The 20,172-nt window shown below is 67.3% G+C and carries 14 protein-coding genes and 1 pseudogene; 8 read left to right on the forward strand and 7 right to left on the reverse strand.

The genetic code is table 11. From position 1 onward, the window contains the following. Window positions 1–11 precede the first annotated feature (11 nt). Window positions 12–815 carry an AraC family transcriptional regulator gene (locus tag AAF184_04500; GenBank protein MEO0421570.1) on the reverse strand — a complete coding sequence of 268 codons (804 nt, stop codon included), beginning with the start codon at window positions 813–815 and terminating at the stop codon, window positions 12–14. Window positions 816–1,099: 284 nt separating this feature from the next. On the opposite strand from AAF184_04500, the gene AAF184_04505 reads away from it, so the two are divergent. After that, window positions 1,100–2,179, forward strand: a complete 1,080-nt coding sequence (locus tag AAF184_04505) for a hypothetical protein (GenBank protein ID MEO0421571.1) — start codon at window positions 1,100–1,102, stop codon at window positions 2,177–2,179. 83 nt (window positions 2,180–2,262) lie between these two features. Here the strand turns inward: AAF184_04505 and AAF184_04510 are convergent, their stop codons facing one another. Then, window positions 2,263–4,188 (reverse strand): ATP-binding cassette domain-containing protein, encoded by a 1,926-nt coding sequence (locus AAF184_04510; protein ID MEO0421572.1) that lies wholly within the window; start codon window positions 4,186–4,188, stop codon window positions 2,263–2,265. A gap of 379 nt (window positions 4,189–4,567) precedes the next feature. On the opposite strand from AAF184_04510, the gene AAF184_04515 reads away from it, so the two are divergent. The 4 genes and pseudogenes from AAF184_04515 to AAF184_04530 all read left to right on the forward strand — a co-directional run bounded on the left by AAF184_04515 (window position 4,568) and on the right by AAF184_04530 (window position 5,963). Further along, the gene (locus AAF184_04515; GenBank protein MEO0421573.1) at window positions 4,568–5,110 is read left to right on the forward strand and encodes a DUF4255 domain-containing protein; all 543 of its coding nucleotides are present in this window, start codon (window positions 4,568–4,570) and stop codon (window positions 5,108–5,110) included. A gap of 134 nt (window positions 5,111–5,244) precedes the next feature. Next, complete coding sequence (locus AAF184_04520) at window positions 5,245–5,643, forward strand: nucleotidyltransferase domain-containing protein (GenBank protein ID MEO0421574.1); 399 nt, start codon at window positions 5,245–5,247, stop codon at window positions 5,641–5,643. Continuing rightward, on the forward strand, window positions 5,640–5,801 hold the full coding sequence (locus tag AAF184_04525; protein ID MEO0421575.1) for a hypothetical protein: 162 nt from the start codon (window positions 5,640–5,642) through the stop codon (window positions 5,799–5,801). Before AAF184_04520 ends, AAF184_04525 begins: the two co-directional genes overlap by 4 nt. 18 nt (window positions 5,802–5,819) lie before the next feature. Beyond that, a pseudogene (locus AAF184_04530) lies at window positions 5,820–5,963 on the forward strand (HepT-like ribonuclease domain-containing protein). Here AAF184_04530 and AAF184_04535 read toward each other — a convergent pair. From AAF184_04535 to AAF184_04550, 4 genes are all read right to left on the reverse strand, one after another. Then, on the reverse strand, window positions 5,957–6,739 hold the full coding sequence (locus AAF184_04535) for a hypothetical protein (GenBank protein ID MEO0421576.1): 783 nt from the start codon (window positions 6,737–6,739) through the stop codon (window positions 5,957–5,959). The pseudogene AAF184_04530 and the gene AAF184_04535 overlap by 7 nt on opposite strands. Window positions 6,740–6,856: 117 nt before the next feature. Further along, window positions 6,857–7,486: a hypothetical protein gene (locus AAF184_04540; GenBank protein MEO0421577.1), complete on the reverse strand. Its 630-nt coding sequence runs from the start codon at window positions 7,484–7,486 to the stop codon at window positions 6,857–6,859. Between the two features lie 317 nt (window positions 7,487–7,803). Then, on the reverse strand, window positions 7,804–10,245 hold the full coding sequence (locus AAF184_04545; GenBank protein ID MEO0421578.1) for a DUF2309 domain-containing protein: 2,442 nt from the start codon (window positions 10,243–10,245) through the stop codon (window positions 7,804–7,806). A gap of 11 nt (window positions 10,246–10,256) precedes the next feature. Further along, entirely contained in the window at window positions 10,257–11,783 is a 1,527-nt protein-coding gene (locus tag AAF184_04550) for a proton-conducting transporter membrane subunit (protein MEO0421579.1), read from the reverse strand. Between the two features lie 320 nt (window positions 11,784–12,103). Between AAF184_04550 and AAF184_04555 the strand changes: the two genes are divergently transcribed. Together AAF184_04555 and AAF184_04560 are read left to right on the forward strand one after the other, a co-directional pair. After that, the gene (locus AAF184_04555; GenBank protein ID MEO0421580.1) at window positions 12,104–14,647 is read left to right on the forward strand and encodes a DUF5060 domain-containing protein; all 2,544 of its coding nucleotides are present in this window, start codon (window positions 12,104–12,106) and stop codon (window positions 14,645–14,647) included. A gap of 168 nt (window positions 14,648–14,815) precedes the next feature. Beyond that, window positions 14,816–16,648, forward strand: a complete 1,833-nt coding sequence (locus AAF184_04560; GenBank protein MEO0421581.1) for a sialidase family protein — start codon at window positions 14,816–14,818, stop codon at window positions 16,646–16,648. A 45-nt stretch (window positions 16,649–16,693) separates the two neighbouring features. On the opposite strand, the gene AAF184_04565 is transcribed toward AAF184_04560, so the two are convergent. Next, window positions 16,694–18,391, reverse strand: a complete 1,698-nt coding sequence (locus tag AAF184_04565) for an ATP-binding protein (GenBank protein ID MEO0421582.1) — start codon at window positions 18,389–18,391, stop codon at window positions 16,694–16,696. 234 nt (window positions 18,392–18,625) lie between these two features. On the opposite strand from AAF184_04565, the gene AAF184_04570 reads away from it, so the two are divergent. Next, the gene (locus AAF184_04570; protein MEO0421583.1) at window positions 18,626–20,170 is read left to right on the forward strand and encodes a hypothetical protein; all 1,545 of its coding nucleotides are present in this window, start codon (window positions 18,626–18,628) and stop codon (window positions 20,168–20,170) included. Window positions 20,171–20,172 lie beyond the last annotated feature (2 nt).

Genomic DNA, 20,172 nt, shown 5'->3' on the forward strand with positions numbered 1-20,172 from the left:
GCGAGGGAGATCTATTGTACGGACGTAACCTTGCCGCGCTGGGCCAGGCGGCTGAGGGCACCGGGGGTGAGCCCCGTCTGGCGGCGCACGACCCGGTGCAGGTGCGCCTGATCCGCGAAGCCCGCCTCGCTGGCGGCGCTGCTCAGGGAGTGACCCGCGGCGAGGGCCGTGACCGCCTTGGCCATGGCGCTGCGTGAGCGGTAGGCGCTGGGGGTGGTGCCGAAGTGGCGTGAGAAGCTACGGGAGAGGTGTACGCGATGAACGCCCGTCTCCTGGGCGATGGTGGCGATGTCCAGCTCGGGACCGCCCTCACGCAAAGCATCGCGAACGTTCGCTAACCATGCGGGCGGCGTCGACACGCTCTGCGCATCCTCGCGATGCGCCTGGGAGAGGGCGAGCAGATCCCACACCACCTGCTCGCGACAAGCCGTTGGCTCAGCGAGCAGCGGCATCAGCTCGGCGAAGCGCCGCCGCGCCACCTCATCCTCGGGAAGGCGCCAGCACCAGTCGGAAAGAGGTAGCGCCTCGAGCGCCTGCGTCATCTCGGGATCGATGTTGATGGCGAGGATCAGCGATCCCGACGGCCCGTAGTGATTGGCGTGGGTGAACCCCGCGGGCTTCACGCCGCAGGAGAAGCGGTACACGTCGCGCGCTGCGCGTCGTCCGGACTCCTGCATCTCCCCCACGAGTAGCCAAGACACCTGGTGGTGCTCGTGGCAGTGCTTCGCCATGCGCAAGTGCGGCGTGTAGTAGCAGACGCTCGCCGAAAGGCCCTTGCCCTGAAACAGCATTTGCTTGCGTTGGACGTCGTTCATGCGCAGCCGATTCGCTTCTCGAGGAGGGGGCGATGGGCGTCTTCACGCCTTCCGCAGGCGCCACACTAGCAGACGGTAGGGGCGACGCAACCGTTAGGCAGCGACATCTCCGTGCCGGTTCCCTCACGCGAAAAAAAATCCCCTGACCGTGACCTCCGCAGTCGATCGCCAGCGCAGGTTCGAGTGACCGCAGCGAGTGCCGAGTTCGTACCGCTGCAGGTCCCCGCCTCGGTGCATCAGTGCGCCGAGTCATCAACCTCGAGCGATTACGAATGGAGAAGACAGTGAACAAGATTGGAAACAGCCTCGGCGCGACCGCGCTCGCCCTGACCCTGGCCAGCAATGTTGCCGATGCTGGCATCGGCAACCTGGCCATCGACATCGACCCCATGGCCTTCGGCAACCCCACGGTGGAGATCTTCGTCAGCGGGCCCTTCGCTGGCGACATCGAGTGGACCGCCTCCGGTGAACCTGTGCCGTTCCCGGCTGGCGCCTGCGGCTTCCGCGTCAAGGGCAACAACCTGAACGAGTGGGGATGGTACGAAGGCGGTGTGGCAGGCAACGACTTCATGGCCGGCCTGAACAACAACGGCCTCGATCTCCCCCACGTGCCCAACGAGTGGTTGGAGTTCACCGGCCCCTACGGGGACAACTGCGAGGATGGCTACGTCTTCCACACCCCTGCCACCCCGACCTCCCTGCCGCCTGCCGGCGCGGTCAAGCTGGTGATTCAGTTCATCGATTGGGACGACATCGAGTTCCTCGAAGCGGGCTTCCACCCCTTCGAAGTGCCGGACGGCATCGAGCCCCCCGATGAGCCGCCCCCGCTGTGCGAAATCGTGCCGGAGTTCTGCGAGCCGGTCACCGACGAGCTGACCTTCGATGCTGGCTGTCAGGAACACATCGTGGGCGACTGTGACGACGGCGAGGAAGGCGCGGAGCACGGTGCCCTCACCACCTTCAGTGCGGGCTGGAACGTGCGCGGCACCGTGCAGGTGTTGGAGCTCCCGAGCGCACCCCTGTACGCCGACCTGTTGATTCCCCTGGCCAACGCCCGCGACTACACGGTGGCGGCTAAGCACACTTCGCGTGAGCTCCTCGAGTTCGCTCAGAGCGAGCGGGTCAGCCGGGAGGAATCCCTGCTAGCCGCACGCTTCGCGAACGCAGCGGACCTCGCTGAGCGCAAGCTCGAGACGTGTACCGCAGCCGTTGAGCGCGCGCTCTACGAGTCGGGTCGAGGCTTGCGGGAGGAAGCGGTGGCGCAGTGTGAGGGCGCTGCCATGCAGCTGTTCGATGCCCACGAGTCTGCCCAGGCCTTCGCCCGCTTACGCAGCCACGACCGCAAGGGGGTGAACAAGCGCTAGCAACGGCGCAGAGGTGGTGGCCTCGTCGCCGCCACCTCTGGCCACGACCGGCTCGCGCGACGGCACACGCCACGGGCGGGTGGCTACTCCGATCCCGCGCCCTGCAGCTCCGCCTGCATGGTCTCGAGCTCATCCCACCGCGCGATCGCCGTATCGAGCTCAGCCTTCGCTGCTTCCAACGCGTCGAGGGCCGGCTTCACCTTCTCCTCGAAGGGCTGATCGTAGAAGCCCTCGCTGGCAACGTCGGACTCCAGCGACTCCACCTTGGTCTCCAGCGCTTCAATCTGCCCGGGCAAGGCGTCCAGCTCGCGCTGCAGCTTGTAGCTGAGCTTCTGATTGGGTCGCGGCCGCGCCCGCTGTGCCTCCACCTGTTCGCGACGCTTGTCCGCGTTCACATCATCGCGTACGGCGAGCCGGCGGCCGTGCTTGAGCCAATCGGAGTAGCCACCCACGTAGCGCTCGACCTCGCCGCCCTCCTCGAAGACCAGGATGCTGGTGACCACGTTGTCGAGGAACTCGCGGTCGTGGCTCACCACGATGAGTGTGCCCGTGTACTCGACCAGGCGATCCTCGAGCACCTCGAGGGTCTCCACGTCGAGGTCGTTGGTGGGCTCGTCGAGCACCAGCAGGTTGCTAGGACGGGTGAACAGCTGGGCGAGGATCAGGCGGTTGCACTCACCGCCCGACAGCACCTTCACCTTCTCCTGGGCGCGCTTGGCACTGAACAGGAAGCCGCGCAGGTAGCCAATCACGTGGCGCTGCTTACCGTTGATGGGGATGTAGTCGCGGCCATCGCCCACGATGTCCGCCACCGTGCGTTCGCCATCGAGGTCGCGGCGCAGCTGATCGAAGTAGCCCACCTCGAGGTTGGTGCCGAGCTTTACCGTGCCCATCTGAGGCTGCATCTCGCCGAGCATGAGCTTGAGCAAGGTGCTCTTGCCTACGCCGTTGTTGCCGACGAGGCCGATGCGGTCGCCGCGCATGATCTGCAGGTTGAGCCCTTCGATCACCTGATGGTCATCGTAGGCGTAGTGCACGTTGCGGGCGGTGATCACCTTGCGCCCGCTCTGGTCCGCCTGCTCCACGGAGATGCGCACCTTGTCCTTCGGCTTGAAGGCCTGGCGCTGGGAGTACTCCTCGCGCATGGCCTTGAGCGCACGCACGCGCCCCTCGTTGCGTGTGCGCCTGGCCTTGATGCCCTGGCGGATCCAGGCTTCTTCCTGGCCCAAGCGCTTCTCGAACAGCTCGCTCTCTTTCGCCTCTGCTTCGAGGGCGGACTCCTTCTGGCGCAGGAAGTTGCGGTAGCCGCCAGGCCATGAGTTGAGCAAGCCGCGATCGATCTCGACGATGCGGGTGGCAAGGCGCTCCAGGAAGGCGCGGTCGTGGGTGATGAACAGGACGCTGCCGCGGAAGCCGCGAATGCGGTCTTCCAGCCACTCGATGGTGGAGAGGTCGAGGTGGTTGGTGGGCTCGTCTAAGAGCAGCAGGTCCGGGTTGCCGACCAGGGCCCTGGCCAGGGAGACCCGGCGGCGCCAGCCGCCGCTCAGGGCGTTCATGTTCTGGTCGATCGGGAGGTCCAATTCGGACGCGATGGTCTCCACGCGCTGCTCGGGCTGCCAGCCGCCGTGGGCCTCGATGTTGCGCTGGAGCGCTTCCAACGCCCCGAGTGACTCGGCGTCTTCGGCGGCGGCGGCGGAGCGTCGCTCGAACTCCTCGATGAGGGCTCGGTGGCCCTCCAGTCCCTGGAGCACAAAGTCGTGCACAGTCAGGTTGTGTGCGGCCGGCAGGTCCTGTTCCAGCGTCGCGATGCGACAGTCCGGGTGGCGGGTGACGTCGCCGCTGTCCGGCTGCATCGTGCCGCGCACCAGCTTCATCAGCGTGGACTTGCCGGCGCCGTTGCGACCGATGAGACACACGCGCTCTTCGTCGTCGATCTGGAAGGACGCGCCGCGGAAGAGGGTGGTGTCGCCGAATTCGAGGTGGACGTCGGTGACGCTGACGAGCGTCATGGGCGTGCTCGGGTGGGGGTGGAGGGGGAGTATAGCGCTGGTGGTGGCCTGGGAGGGGTGGGGTGGGTCGTCGTTGGCAGGTCCGGTGCGCCCAATCGGTCCCTTGCTCCGCGGGTTGATGGTGCGCCTACGTCTTCGCGCCTGGTGTTGCGACCGCCGCCCAAAGGGCGCAGTCTGGGTGAGTCGGCGCGTTGGGGGATGCCTTGCGCGCTGGTCGATGCCCTAGGCGTTTGTCCGCAGGGCCGAGCCCCGGCCGCACGGTAGGGACCAGCCACCTGCCTTTCGTCTCTTTTCGAACACGTCGGGCACAACAGGAGGCGCGCGCGACAGGCCTGAAGGCGCCCCGCTTTCGGCTGCTTGGCGCGGCGCGAACACGCCCATGATAGACGCCGCTATCGAACACCTCGCCGCACGGCTGAACCTGCAGCTACGGAGTGCCTTCGCCACGGACGAGGACCTCGTGGTGGTCTCCAACTTGTGCGAGCAGGACGGCTCCGCCGCGCCGGACGTCGCCAACAAGTTGGCCGTGTTCCTGGTCAACTTGGAGCAGGAGGCAGCGGCGCGCACGGCACCCGCCGTACGCGTCGCCGGTGGCGGCCTATCGCTCAGCTCAGCGCCGCCCCTGCAACTGAACCTCTACATGATGGTCGCAGCCAACTTTCACACCGAGAGCTACGTGCAAGGCTTGCGTTACCTATCAGAGGCGCTGAGTTTCTTCCAATGTCATCCGGTCTTCGACCAGCAAGCCTCGCCCGACCTGCCAGCACCGATCGAGCGCTTGGTACTGGATATCAAGAATCAGTCGCTGGAGGAGCTTGGGACGCTGTGGGGGAGCCTCGGTGGCCACTACAGGCCATCGATTCTGTACAAGGTGCGCTACGTGCTGCAGGCCGCGGACGACACCAACGGCCATTGCCCGTGAACGCAGGCTCGGGTAGACCCGTAGAACTCTTGTCTCTAGCGATGTCATTCGCCGTCTGCAGGTAGCGCAGCTGCATCGCCCGCTCAGACCTACCGCGCTCGCCACCCGCCAGCGGCCTGCGCTACGCTTGTCGTATGAACCGATCGGACATCATTGCGACCGTAGCCGAGGCCTGTCGGCGCTTCGACGCGCGGATCGTGGCCGCTTGGGTTTTCGGTAGCGTAGGCCGGGACGAAATGCGCGCCGATAGCGATGTCGATGTAGCGGTGCGGTTCGCAAGTGCCCCGGAAGGCAAGCTCGCCGCGCCGCCGGGTCGCTTAGAGGCGGAACTCGCGGCCCTGCTGTCTCGCGAAGTGCAAGTGATCGATCTGCATCGCGCCCCCGTCGACTTGATACATCGCGTGCTACGAGACGGTGTGCTCGTCTACGAGGGGGATGCCAGCGCGCGAATAGCGTTCGAAGTACGTACGCGTAACGAGTATTTCGATCTGTTGCCGACGCTCCAGCGCTACCGGCGGGAGGTAGGTGCATGACTGACCGGGACCTGATCGCCAAGCGCCTCGCCTTCATCCGCAGCTGTGTCGCTGATCTTCAGCGTGAGGCCCGACCGCAGGACTTGGAGACGAGCGTTCGGGAGCGCCGATTCGTAGAACACACCTTGCTGCTGGCGAAGGGTGGTTGGTTGGAGTAGGCCCTCGCCACCCAGCTTTCGCTGATGGCTGGATTTCGCAACGTGCTCGTCCACGGCTACGCGGAGGTGGATCTCGAGATCGTCAGAGACGTGCTCACCAATCGTCTAAGTGACCTTCTCGACTTCGCGGTGGCTATTAGCGAACGTCTAGGCGATCACTGATCACGACCACCCGTGTAGGTGTGCGATCGCTCCGGGGCGATCGACGCCAGCGCGTGCCGGGTGCACGCATCGAGGTCGAGGCTGCCTGCGCCTTTCGCGCGACCCGCCCAGGCCTGCACGATCCGCGCGACGGTCTGCTCTCGCGCAGCGGGATCCTCAAAATCTTCGTAGCGCACGATTACTACGCGGGGGTCCTGGCGCCACCCCTTGTACGGTCGGATCCGCTCTTCGAATGACGGGTACAGCTCCGGGTGATGCGGCGATCCGTCGCGCACCCGGTCTAGCGCCGCGCGCTCATCCAGCCCCCGAAACTCCCGGGCCATGCGATGGAAGCGATTCATGTGCCTCAAGTAGTGCGCTTCGGAGCGGATGATCGCCTCGTGGTCGCGCACGATCATCAGGTGCAGGGCGTTGATCGACTCCAGCTTCGCCGAGGTGGCCTCGCTGAAATGCAGGTGCGCGCCGACGGCCTCACCCGGGACCACGCGATCTAAGTGGAAGGCGATCGAACGTTCGGGGCGTTTGCGCAAGTCCAGCGACGAGGCCCAGGCGAGGAAGCTGCCGTAGTAGCGCGTACGCGGAAGCGCGCGGGCGATCTGCAGCAGTAGGTGTGTACCACTCTTCGGGATCGAGTTGGCGACGATCGGTGGCGCGTGGGCGAAGTCCTGCGGGCGGGCAACCAAGCGGCGCGCGGTGCGAGCGCCCTGGAGCGAGTAGGCGATGGCCTTACGTGCGACGTTGGAGCGTCGCGCCAGGGAGCTGTCGATGGGATGCAATGTGTGCGCTCAGGGTGGCGACTGCGTTCCCATGATACGAGTAGCCACGATGCCAGGGTAGGAACTGCGCCCGAGCGAAGCGAGCGGACGGTAAGCGATTGCCTGCCCCTCGCGGTCTCAGCGCTTGCGCGCCATCACTTCTGCGATGTCCAACAGATGCGTCGCGCGATGCAGGCGCACGAGTGCCCGCTGCCCCACGAAGGCGGCACCGTAGACCATCAGCAGCAGGCCGAGCCCCAGCAGGGCCGGCCACCCTAAGCCGGCGCCCTTGTCGAGCAGTACGTACAAGGCCAGCAGGAGCGGTATCACGCCCACCAGGTGCAGTGGGCCGACGAGCAGGCCGAAGGTGCTGCGCAGCCGTTCGGCCTCCTGGCTCAAGCGGATACGCGCGGCGGCGCGTTGGGTCGCGTCCGCATCGAGGAGCTGTGCGAGGACCGCCTCGTCGCCGCTGATCTGAACACCCAAGGCGTCCACGTAGTCAGCTGATCCCGCCGGGTCGCGCGCTGCCGACACGGCGGCGGCGGCCACGTAGCCGGCGACCAGCAGAACGATCGTGGCCAGGACGAGATCGCCGAGCCCAAGCGATAGCACCTTCACCAGGAGGAGCACCGTGGCCACGGCGCTACCGATCAACACCGTAAGGTCGATGGTACCCAGATCGCCGGTGGCGCCCATGTGCTCACCGTCGGGAGACTGCCCTAGCAGGGCCGAGTACAAGGCGAGAGACTCTGTCGCTTGATTGCTCACAGGGTTGGATCGCTCCGTTGGCTGTGGTCACCGCGAGCGCCGCGGATCGAAGGCGTCGCTCGTAAAAGCGAGGGGCGAAGGATACCGGCTTTTTCTGATAGAACGATGGCACAGGTGGCGAGTATTGGGGGGGCGATTCGTGCTAAGCGGCAGCGTCGGTCGCACGCCGTTGATCACCCCACGTTTTGCTCGGGAATTGAGTGTCCGCTGTCGCTCGCGCGCCGAGGGCGTGCCCCGCATAGCGGATCTCATAAGTGGTGACGCTGCCCGAGGGGATGGGCCAGGCCCCGATTGGAGCCCGGCGCCGTCTTGCCGGGCTAGCTCGCGGCAGCTGACAGGGGTGGCGAGGTGTCGAAGGCGCCGCCGGTCGCGCTGCCCTCGAGCTCCTCAGCCCACTGCAGATCCCCCGTGTAGCGCCACAGGCGATCGCCGTCGATGCTGAACAAGTGCAGCCAACCGTTATCGAAGAGGTCGCGTACGCCGTCGTGGCGGCCGAGGATCTCACTGATCGCCTCGCGCGGGGCCTCGGCGATCACGGACAGGCGCAGCGGTTCGTGCTGGTAGCCCTCGCCGTCGTGCACCGACTGCCAGGGCAGACCCGCGCGCAGCAGGCCGCCGTTGCCCTCGACCACGCCGATGCCGCCGACCACGTTGTGCAGCAGCTTGTTACCGCCGCCGAACACCTCGGGGCTCACGCTCGAGCCGTAGTACTGCAGGCTGATCCAACTCGCCACCACCACGGGGGCGGTGAGGATGAGCTCCAGCACGCCGAAGCCCTCGTCCTGCTGCCAGTCGTAGTTGTGCAGGAAGGCGCGACCGCCAAGGTCGTGGCCGGCCGTGCGACCGCGCGGGGCGGCGATGAAGGCGCGGCAGCCGGCGAGGGCCCACTCGGGCCGGGTCTCGGCCCAGTCGCCGCTGCGCGCGGAGACCTCGTCGCCGCTCTCGGCGCGGGGCAGGCTCAGGGCACGCTCGCCGCGTGTCACCTGACCGGCGCTGCGAAGCCAGGTCCGCACCTGCGCGAGGTCCTCGGCGTGCTCCGTGGACGGCGAATCGTCGGCGTAGAGGGTGACGGCGTCGGTGGTGGTGTCGTGCAGGGCACCGACGAACCAGGTGTCTTCGGGGATCTCGAGACCGCCGTCGCGCAGGCCCTGGCGCACGTCGCCATCGTTGAGCAGGCCTGCGAGTAGCCGCGCGTTGACCTCACCCGAGTAGCCGCCACAGGCGCCGCAGTGCAGGGCGCTGGCGTGGGGGTTGTTGACCACGTTGGCGCCGTGGCCGGCGAGCACCACCACGCGAGCGAAGTTGTCCGTGAGGGACATCGCGCTGAGTACGGTACGCGCAGCGGCGATGCGCTGCTCCAGGTGGAGGTCGGGATCGAGACGCGGGGCGGGATCCGTGGGCGCCGCATCGTGGGCGCTGCCGCCGAGGGAGTCGCGGATCAGCTTCACGATGTACAGCGGGCCGGAGGCCTCGACGAACGCGAAGGACGACACCGCCGCCAACTTGAAACGACCCCAGGCGCGCGTGGCGCGGGCCTTGATGCGGCTAGCGAATGCCTTGGGCTCGTGATCGCAGGTGCCGGACACCGAGTGCACGCCCGCGTTCAAGAGCACCGGCAGGCGGTGCTCCGCGGTGTCCGAGGCGAAGCGCTTGTGCGAGGTGGCGATGCCGAAGAAGCCGGCGAAGCCAAGGGTCTCGATGCGTGCGTCCAGACCCTCCAGGGCGCGTCGGAAGACCTCCGAGCGCACATCGATGCAGAAGGCGGCCTGCAGGGCCGGGCGGGTGCGATCGCCATCGTCGGCGGCGACCGGCCCCAGGTTCAGCTTGCCGGCGATGTCGCACTGCGCGGCGCGCTCGGCTGCTTCCTGGAGAATGGCGTCCAGCCATAGCTCAGCATCCGCTTCCAACGGCGTTGAGTGCTCTGCACGCGTGACCAACCACTGTTCCGTGAGAGCCTCACGGTGTTGCTCGTAGAGTGCCAGCTCGTAGGTGAGTCGGATCGCCAACAGGTCGATCGCGGTCTCGTCGCTGGTGCCGGCCAGCTCCGCCTGCCACAGGTGATAGCGCGCCACCTGGGCCCAGCCGTTCACGGTCATCAGCAGCTGGTGGAAGTAGGTGTCGAGGGCCTCGGCGTCGAGACCCAGGCCGTCGACGGCGCGGGCGATGGCTTCGCTGGCGCTATCCGGCGCCTCGGCGACGCGCTGGGCAAAGCCCGCAAGGCCGTGGATCTCGGGCGTGAGGTCGTGGGTGGCGGTGGCCCGCCAGGCGGTCCAGGCGTTGCGCCCGCGCGGGGCGCTCCAGAGGGCTTGGCCCGCATCGAAATAGCCCGCGGCCCAGTGACCGACACGTTCGGCGATCAGGCGTGGCCAGTCGGTGCCGCTCTCCTGAGCGGCGAGTTCCGCCACCGTGGGCAACGCCTTCGGCGCCGGAGCCGGGGTGGCCGCGGCCGCTTTCAGGGCCTCCACGTCCTGCGGACGCAGGTGGTCCGGCGCTTTGGCTAAGGCATCGGCTAGGTGATCATCGGTGATGGTGCCGGCGGCGATACGCTCGAGGTACCAGCTGCGCGGCATGGTGATCGGGCACCCGGCCACGCGGGCCAGGCGGGCACCGGTCCGCGCCAGGGTGTCGCCGGTCTGCCCCAGGTAGGGGTTGACGGCGACGGAGGAGGCCAGGGGCCACACGGGGGGCACGGCGCGCACAGCCGCGTCGGCGGCGGCCAGCAGGCCGGTCTGCACAGTCGTCTCTTGTACGTTGCTCATGATCTTCCTCCTCAGGCAGCGGTGCGCGATGGGCGACGGGTGATGGACCAACCGCCGACGAGGCGATCGAACAGGGCGTTTACGTACAGGCCGTTCGAGAGGTGTACGCGCAAGCCCGCGGCGGCGGGGTGGTAGGCCCACAGGGGGAAGGTGGCTTGGCCCACCGCCACCAGAGCGAAGCTCAGCACCGACAGCACCATCAGCGCCCACTCAAGGGAGTCCGGCGTCGGCGGCGCCGGCAGCGTGCCGGCGGTGAGCCACTCGGCGGCGTTGTGCAGGGTGAAGTAGGCGACGGAGGTCACCACCGAGTAGAGCGCCGTGCGACGGGTGAGCTCGCGCGGCGCTGCATCGGCAAAGCCCTGCGCCAGCAGGTAGGCCACGCCCAGCACGAGAATGGCGCCGAGCACGATGGCCTGGGCCGACTTGTGATCGAGGCCGAAGGCGAGGCCGATGGCGCAGTAGATCGTGAGTGCCGCGATGAATGACAGGACCACCGCGCCCGCGCGCGGGATAGCCACCGGCCCCGGGCGCTGGATCGACGCGACCCGCTCGACCGCGCCGCCAGCGGCGAGGAACGCGTGCGCCTTGTAGAGCGAGTGGGCAACGATGTGCAGCAAGGCCAGGGCGAACAGGCCGAGACCGCACTGGAGGGTCATGAAGCCCATCTGAGCCACGGTCGACCAGGCGAGGGAAGTCTTCACGGTCGGCTGGGTCAGCATCACGCAGCTGCCGTACAGCGCGGTGAAGCCACCGATGATCACCAGCACGGCGAGCATGCCGGGCGCCAGCAGCATCACGTCGGCGAAGCGTAAGAGGAGGAAGCCCCCGGCGTTGATCAAGCCCGCGTGGAGCAGGGCCGACACCGGCGTCGGCGTCTCCATCACCTCCGTCAGCCAGCCGTGGGTGGGGAACTGGGCCGACTTGAGCAGGGCCGCGATGGCGATCAGGCCTGCCGCCAGGGTGAGCGACGCACTGCTCTCGCCGGTGCTCGCGGCACTCAGGATGGTGGCGATGTCGCCGGTGCCGAAGGCGTTGGCAAGAAGCACGACAGCGCCGAGTAGCGCACCGTCACTGAGTCGGGCGACGACGAACTTCTTGGCGGCGGCGCGCTGGGCGGGCACGCGATCGGGGTAGAACAGAAGCAGACGATGCAGCGTCAGGCTCGTGCTCACCCAGGCCACGAACAGTTGCGTTAGGTTGCCCGCCTGCACGAGGAGGAGTACGGCGGCGAGCGTGAGGCACATCCAGCCCGTGAACGCGCCCTGGCGCGACTCGCCGTCGAGGTAGTTGCGCGAGTAGCGCAGCACCACCCAGCCGACGAAGCTCACCAACAGCAGCATCAGTACGCTCACCACATCGAGGCGCGAACTCAAGCCCAGCAGGGCGGGGCTGGTGCCGGGGCCCTGGGTGATCAGCACCAGCCCGGCGCCGAGGCTGCTGGCCATGGCGAACAGAGCCAGGATCTCCGCCACCAAGGGCCCGCGGTTGGTCGGGCGGCGACCGGGGTTGGCGAAGGAGACGGCGGCGGCAAGCAGCATCAACGCTGGTGCCACGATGGGGGATCATGTACGTCGGCACGGTGGGCTTCCTCCGAGGCGATTGGGAACGCGGAGGATTAAAGCGCATCGCATCAATTGATCCAGATCAATTTAGTGCCATCTGAATTCCAATAAATAGAATCGAAACAGATGCCGCAAATCGGATTACTGGCTTGGCTTTCGCGATAACCGTGCGGAGCACCCGACCGACGGCGAATTCACCCGGTGACGCCTGCCGGCGTCGTCGTCGACCAGGGACATCAGGAATTCTGACGCGCGTTGATTATGCTCAATACCGGTCTTTCATCCTGGAAACGTTCATGAATCAGCTCCCATCTGCCGCCTGTATCGCGCACCTAATGCGTTGTGCAGGTGGGGTCGCGCTCGTGCTCCTTAGCTTGGGTACGGGCCTCGCGCATGCCGCACAGATCAGTGGCTCGCTGATCACCTGGCACCCCCTTACGGTCGACTTCGTCGGCCCTGAAGCCAATGAGCGGGATGACGCCCCAAACCCCTTCCTCGACTACCGACTGACCGTGGAGTGGACCGGACCCGACGGTCAGCTGATCTCCGTGCCCGGGTTCTTCGCCGGTGACGGCAGCGGTGGTGCGACGGGAGATGTCTGGCGCGTACGTTTCGCGCCGGAGGCGCCCGGCACCTGGCAGTACACGGCGCGCTTTCGAAGCGGTGAGGAAGTGGCCATCTCCCTCGACCCCCAGGCAGGCGAGGCCACCGGGCCCGACGGTGAGACTGGCAGCGTCGACATCGCGCCCATCGACCCCGATGCCAGTGGCTTTCTGCCCTGGGGCCGATTGGAGTACGTCGGTGAGCACTACCCGAAGTTTCGCGACGGACCCTACTGGCTGAAGGGTGGCGTCGATAGCCCTGAGAACTTCCTCGGCTACGCCGGCTTTCACAACACGGAAGACCAGGGCGGCATCAACTCGGGCTTCCTCCACGAGTACGCACCCCACCGCCAGGACTTCTCTCCCGGCGATCCCGAGTTTTTCAACGAGCAGAGCGGCGTCGACAGCGAGGGCATCATCGGCGCCCTGAACTACCTCGCGAGTGCCAAGGTGAACTCCATCTACTTCCTGCCGATGAATCTCGGCGGGGACGGTCAGGAGACCTACCCCTTCGTGGGGCCCGCCGACGATCGCTTCGACAAGACCCACTACGACATCCGAAAGCTCTACGAATGGAACCTGGTGCTCAATCACGCCCAGGAGCAGGGCATCTCACCGCACTTCGTGCTGGCGGAGACCGAATCGCCAAACGAGCAATGGCTGGACGACGGAACCCTGGGCGTGGAGCGCAAGCTCTATTATCGCGAGCTCATCGCCCGCTTCGCCTACCTGCTGACCGGCAAGTGGAACCTCTCCGAAGAGAACGACTACAACGTCTCGGCGCTGCGCGAGTTCGCCGACTACCTGCGCGCCCTCGATTGGTCCGGCAAGCACATCGCCGTGCACACGAAACCGAACAACTTTCGTGACTACGATGAGATCGTCGGCGAAGACCGCTTCGATGCCACCTCGATCCAGTACGCCCCGGATCAGGCGGGCGATCACGTGGAGACCTGGCGCCAGAACTCCGCCGCCGTGGGCCGCCCGTGGATCCTCGACATGGACGAGAACAACCCCGCCGGCTCGGGCCTCAACGATGAGAATGCCGAGGACCTGCGCAAGCGCGTGCTCTACGACGTGTACTTCTCCGGCGGTGCCATCGAGTGGTACTTCGGCTACCACGACCTGCCCTTGGGCGGCGACATGCGCACGGAGGACTTCCGCACCCGCGCGGAGATGTACGACTACATGTGGTACGCCCGGCGCTTCCTCGAGGAGCAGGTGCCGTTCTGGGAGATGGCCCCGAACGACGCGCTCCTGAGCGGCGAGGCCGGCGCCTTCGGCGGTGGCGAGGTGCTCGCCAAGGTGGGCGAGGCCTACGCGATCTATTTGCCCGACGCCGATCCGGCAGGCTCTCTGGATTTAGGCGGCGTGGCGGGCAGCTTCGTGCGTCGCTGGTACGACCCCGTCACCGGCGAGTTCGCAGGTGAGCCACTCACCCTGCTCGGCGGCGCGCCGGCCGCCTTGGGCACATCGCCCTCACGCCCCTCGGAAGACTGGGTGGCCTTGATCCTGCGCGACGACGACGCCCCGCCGCCGCCCCCGCCGGACTTCGCCGTGGTGGAGCTCGCCTTGATCGACGCGGACTTGGATCAGCCGATCCCCGACCAGGACCCCCTGGCCGACGGCGCTACCCTCAACCTCGCGACGCTCCCCACCCGCAACCTCAACGTGGTGGCGCGCACGGACGGTGAGATCGGCAGCGTTCGCTTCCTCCTCGACGGTGCCGTGTTCTCCACGGAGAACGTCGCGCCCTACGCCCTCGCTGGCGACAGCAACGGCGACTTCAACGCCTGGACCCCGCCCCTCGGCGAGCTCACGATCACGGCCACGGCCTACGCTGGGGAAGGCGCTGGCGGCGAGGTGGGCGGCAGCGTGATGATCACCCTCGACGTGGTGGACGAGGCACCGCCCCCACCCGTGTTCACCTTGTCGCCCACGGCCCCCGGTGAGGCCGGCGTGGTGAACGAGTGGGAGACCCTCAATGGCTCGCCCGGCGGCGTCAGCCTGATCTTCGCCGCGGGCAACGAAGGCGACACGCCGATCACCGTGGGCAACTGTGAGGTCACCCTCGCCCTGGCGTCCGAGCGGCGTCTCGCGGGCGCTCAGGCCGACCCCGAGGGTCGCGCCCTGGCTTCGCGTCCACTGCCGATTAGCCTGGCCGGACGCACGCTCTACTTCCAGGCCCTCGATCTGCAGAGCTGCACCCTCAGCAACGTCACCCAAAGCACCCTGTGACACGCGGCAAGCACCGATAGGTCGCCCGCTATCGAATGGTGCTCTGTGCATGGTGGCAACGGCGAGATTGCTGCACACTGCCCCGGCTGCATGCCCACGGCCGCTTCGTGCGCTGTGGGCATGCAGCGTTATGGATAACGCCTATCACCAAAAGAGGCAGGATTCCTCATGACGACACCCAAGACAGCGTGCAAAACGCTGCTACTGCTGCCCTTGAGCATCGCACTCGCGCTCAACACCAACGCCCACGCCCAGGAGCTGCAATCTCTCTATCGTGAAGCCCCCAACGATCCCCCGGCCAAGGTTCGCGCGCAGGATGACCCTGCGGCGCGCTCCGCTGCTCGGCGCATCGTGGGCGGTCCCTACGTCAGCGTTCAAGTTAATGTGGATGCTAACGGTATGAACATCGTGGGCGATGCGGCGAACGAGCCGTCCCTCACGGTGAGCGCCACCGACCCCGACAACATCGCTGTCGGCTGGCGCCAGTTCGACAGCATCAACTCCGACTTCCGCCAGGCCGGCAACGCCTTCAGCTTCGACGGTGGCCAGAACTGGACAGCCCCCGCCGTCCTCACGCCGGGCGTGTTCCGCTCAGACCCTGTGCTCGCGAGCTTGAGCGACGGTCGCCTGCTCTACCAGAGCCTGCAGGAGACCTTCGCCGTGGAGACCTTCACCTCCACCAACGGCGGCGTCTCCTACGGCCCGCCCATCCCGAGCTTCGGCGGGGATAAGAACTGGCTGGCCGTGGACGCCACCGGCGGCCTCGGTGATGGCCATGCCTACGGCATCTGGCAGCGCTTCTTCGGCTGCTGCGGCAGCAATGTGCTGACCCGCTCCATCGACGCCAACGACAGCTGGCAGTTCCCCGTCGCCGTGGATTTGAGCCCGACCTTCGGCACCCTCGCGGTGGGGCCCGACGGCACCCTGTACTCCGCCGGCGTCGACGGCACGTTCACCCAGGATCTCAACCAGTTCGTGGTCTCCCGCTCGACGGACGCCCAGAACCCGGCGGTCACCCCCAGCTTCAGCGGTGAGCGGGTGGAGATGGGGGGCTCGATGGTGCTCGGCGCTGGTCCCAACCCAGGCGGTTTGTTAGGTCAGGCCAACGTCATGGTCGACCGCTCGGACGGCGACACGCGCGGCCACGTGTACCTGCTGGCCTCGGTCAACCCGCCGGGGGCCGACCCCCTCGACGTCAACATCATCCGCAGCACCGATGGTGGTGACACCTGGTCTGCGCCGGTGCGGGTGAATAACGACGCCGGCACCGGATGGCAGTGGCTGGCGGCGGGCGATGTGGCTCTCGACGGGCGCATCGATGCGATCTGGGCGGATACGCGCAACAGCGGCCAGGAGAACATCTCGGAGATCTTCTACGCCTGGTCTTACGACGGCGGCCAGACCTGGCAGGGCAATGAGCCCATCACCCCCGCCTGGGACTCCTTCGTCGGCTTCCCCCGCCAGAGCAAGATCGGTGACTACTACCAAGTCGTCTCGGGCCGCGAGGATGCGAGCGCCGTGTACTCGGCCACCCTCAACGGTGAGCAGGACGTCTACTACGTGCGCCTGTTCCCGGACTGCAACGACAACGGTCGCTCGGACGTCACGGACATCGATACGGGCGACAGCCTCGACACCGATGGCTCCGGCGTGCCGGATGAGTGCGAGGGCATCAGCGGCGGTTTCGTGCTGAGTGAACCGTCGCCGGGCATCGCCGGGCAGGTGAACGACTTCGCCGTGAGCGGGGCGGGCGCCGATCAGGCCGTGCTGTACTACCTGGGGGCACCCGCCGGTACGACGCCAGGCCTTGGCCCCTGTGCAGGCGAGGTGATCGAGCTTGGCAACGCCCGCTTGGTCGGCTTCGCGCGAGCGGATGCGGCCGGTGACGCCGTGCTCACCCGCGATGTGCCGGCAGGGCTCAGCGGTCGCACGCTGGGCTTGCAGGCGATCGATCTCGGTAGCTGCGCGCTCTCGAACGAGTTGCTGTTCACCTTCGACTAGCCTAGTAGGCCGCGAGGCGGTTCGGCTCGGGTGAGTCGGGCCGCCTCAGGCGGCTTCGCGCGAAGCGCTCTGGGGCAAGCGGATCGTGAGGCGGGTCCACGCGCCGTGTTCGCTCTCCAGGTCGAGCGTGCCCTCGTGCTCCTCGGTCACGATGCGGTGGGCGATCGAGAGGCCCTGGCCCGTGCCCTCACCCAACTCTCGGGTGGTGAAGAAGGGATTGATCACCCGGTCCAGATTCTCCGGCGCGATGCCGCAGCCCGTGTCCTCGATCACCAGCTCAGCCTGCTGATCGCGCTGGCGGGTGATGATCCGAATCGTCCCCTCACCGCCTTTTTCTGCCACGGCTTGCGCGGAGTTGCGCAGCACGTTGAGCAGGGCCTGGTGTATCGCTGAGGGATCGCAGGGGGTGTGCTGCAGCCCGTCGTCGAGTTGCACGGCGAGTTCGGCGGTGGCCGGGCATTCACCACGCGCGAGCATCGCCACGTTCTCGATCAGCTCGTTGAGGTCCGTGGGCGCTCGCTCGCTTGGATCCACCGGGTCGGTCAGGCGGCTCATGGCGCCGACGATCTTCTTGATGTGGCGCATGCCCTCGAGCGACTGCTCGATGGCGGGAGCGTACTCGTCCAGGTAGTACTGCAGGTCGTCGTCGCAGCCGTCGGGCAGTGCCGCGAGCAGCCCCTTGACGAGGGCGTCGCAGGTCTCCTGCAGGAACTCCAAGTTGTCGATCACGTACTGCGAGGGCGTATTCACCTCGTGGGCCACGGCGAAGGCGAGCTGCCCCACCGCTTCCAGGCGCTCGGCCACCCGCAGGCGGTTGGCGACGCGGTCGCGCTCGGTTTCCGCCTGGCGGATCTCCGTGAGATCGAACAGCGTCACCATCAGGGCTTCGCCGGAGGAGCTGCGCGCCGGTCGTGGGTTGAGGTACATGCGCGCCGGGAACTCGTGCTGCGCACTCACCAGGCACTGGGTGTCCGTGGTGGAGCGCACGCCGCTCTCCAGGGCGATGACGATCTGCTGCAAGGCGAGATCGCGTTGCTCGTCCGCGATCAACGACACCAGGGGCTTGCCGACGATGGCGGTGCGCTCCACATCGAAGCGGTTCAACAGGAAGCTGTTCACATCGGTGATGGTGCCGTTGCTGTCCGCGCTGAGCAGGGCCACGGGGGTCTCGTCGTAGAGGCGTCGGAAGCGCTCGCGACTGGCACGAACGGCGCGCTTGACGCTGTAGAACTCGGTCATGTCGATGGCGGCGCCTTCGACCCGCTGATCTGCTGGCGAGGCGGCGTCGCTCAGGCGCACGTAGAGGAGTACGTCCTTCGCTTCGCCGTCGCGCGTGAAGATCGTCTCCTTGGTGCGCATACCGCCCGCTCGGTTGCGAATCGTGAGACGGCGCGCGCTGACGGCGATGGGTTCGGCGAGGTTGAGTCCCGCCAGGTCACCTTCGGCCGTTCCCTCGAGCCTGAGGAGGTCGCGAAGTGCAGCGTTGGTCTCGGTGATCTCGCCGTCGACGGTCGCGCGAAACATCGGCATGGGGCTGAAGCGGAAGGTGTCGTCGTCGGCGGCCGGGGCGGATGGGCGACGCAGCAGGGCGATGGCGCCGAGTGTGCCGAGCACGGCGACGACGGCGATGGCGGCGGCAAAGGTGTCGCCGTCCAGCCAGCGGTAGCAAGCGCCCATCGCCAGCCCCTGGATCGCCAGGAGCAGGGCTGCCTTGGGGGCGGTCGGAGCGGCGCGGGTGGTCATGCGAGTGGGGGGCTCCAGCTACGCGTCATCTTGGCTGTCGAGGCCGCCTTGGGGCGTTCCCGGCGCCCACCAGCGGTCTTCGAAGCCTCGCATCGCACCGCGGAGTTTTCCGTGTGTCGAGTCACAGGCCACGGACCCGATCGCCATACCAGCTCACCGGTTCGTGAGACACGCCGCGCGCTGACATCGATTGGGGTACCCTTGCCGCCACGAACCTCGACGCCATGGAAGACGATGATCAGCGCGCAATCCCTCGTGGCCCGCGACGAACAGGGTGTTCAATTCGCCGCCAACGCCGACGGCAAACGCAGTACCACCGCGATCAGCCAGCACGTGTTGGCGAGCGCGCTGCAGGCCGTGGACAGCCAGGGCGCGGTCGCCATCCGTCGCGAGGGCGATTGGCGCAAGCGCTACGGTCGCCATTTCCTGGCGATGGTCCGGGCCGGTGTGGAGCGCTCCGACGACGCCATGATCGCCATGGCCACCCGTGGCCTCGACGCCGTCCACGGCGCCTTCGAGTTCCTGCGCGACGACGATCAGCTCGCGCCCCGCATCGCCCTGGAGCGCTATGGGCAAGACACCCTGCGCACCGGTGAGCTCATGGGCGAGGGCGCGCGGCAACGCGAGTTCACCGTGCCCTACGGTGATCAGGTGCTCGCCGGAGACGCCCTGCGCCAGCAGATCGATCGCTGGCAGTCACAGGGAATTCTGGAGCCCACGGCCGCGCATGCCCTGCACGAGGTGTGCGCGCACCAGCACGAGTGGCTGGACCTGCGCGATCAGCAGATCGCCCTGCTCGGGGCCGGCGCTGAACTGGGGCCCTTCGAATGCCTGAGTGCCTGGGGCGCCGACCTGATCGCCGTGGACATCGACCGCCCCGCCATCTGGCAGCGGCTGTTCACCCTCGCGCGCAGCGGCGCGGGTCGCCTGCGCTATCCCCTGCGTGAGGCGGTGGCGGCGGACGCGAGCGATGCGGCGCGCTCGCAGGCGGCGGGTGCCGACCTGTTGCTGATGACGCCCGAGGTCACCACCTGGCTGGCAGCGATCGAGGGGCCGATGTGCGTCGGCGCCTACGGCTACATGCATGGGCGCGATCATGTGCGCCTCGAAGTGGCGATGGACGCCGTCATGGAGCACCTCACCGCCAAGCGTTTGGACGTGTCCCTGGCCTTCCTTCTCACGCCATCGGACGTGTTTGCCGTGCCCGAAGACGCTGCGGCCGCGGCCCGCCAGCGCTACGCCAGCCACGGCCTGCGCAACCTGTGGCGCAAGCCCCTTAACGCGTTGACCGGTGGGCGGCTGTACGTGCCTAACGTCGCCGATGACGTACGTGCCCCGAGCGGGAGCGCCTACGGGCTCTACGACGGCATCGTGCCGGCGCAGGGGCCGAACTACGCCCTCGCCAAGCACATTCAGAAGTGGCGCGCCCTGCACGCGCGCGCTCAGGGCGTGCGCGTATCGGCCAACGTGGCGCCGTCCACGGCCACCGCCTCGGTGCTCGCCCGGCGTGCCTTCGGTGCCGCCTTCGCGGGTGCCGCCCACTACGGCGTGGAGATCTTCGCGCCCGCCACCAGCAACGCGCTCATGGCGGCCCTCCTGGTGCACGATCTGCGGGCCGCGGAGACGGCCGCCGATCCCACGCTGGCGCTGAGCCATCCGTCGGTGCTGTTCACGGACAAGGCCGTGCACGGTGGCTTGTGGCGGATCGGTGTGCAGCTGCGCTCCGTGCTCGAGATCGCCGCCCTGCGCGGCATGCTCAAGGCATCGCCCCAGCGCTGAGG

It is taken from the genome of Pseudomonadota bacterium (assembly GCA_039815145.1).
GTDB lineage: Bacteria > Pseudomonadota > Gammaproteobacteria > Steroidobacterales > JBCBZW01 > JBCBZW01.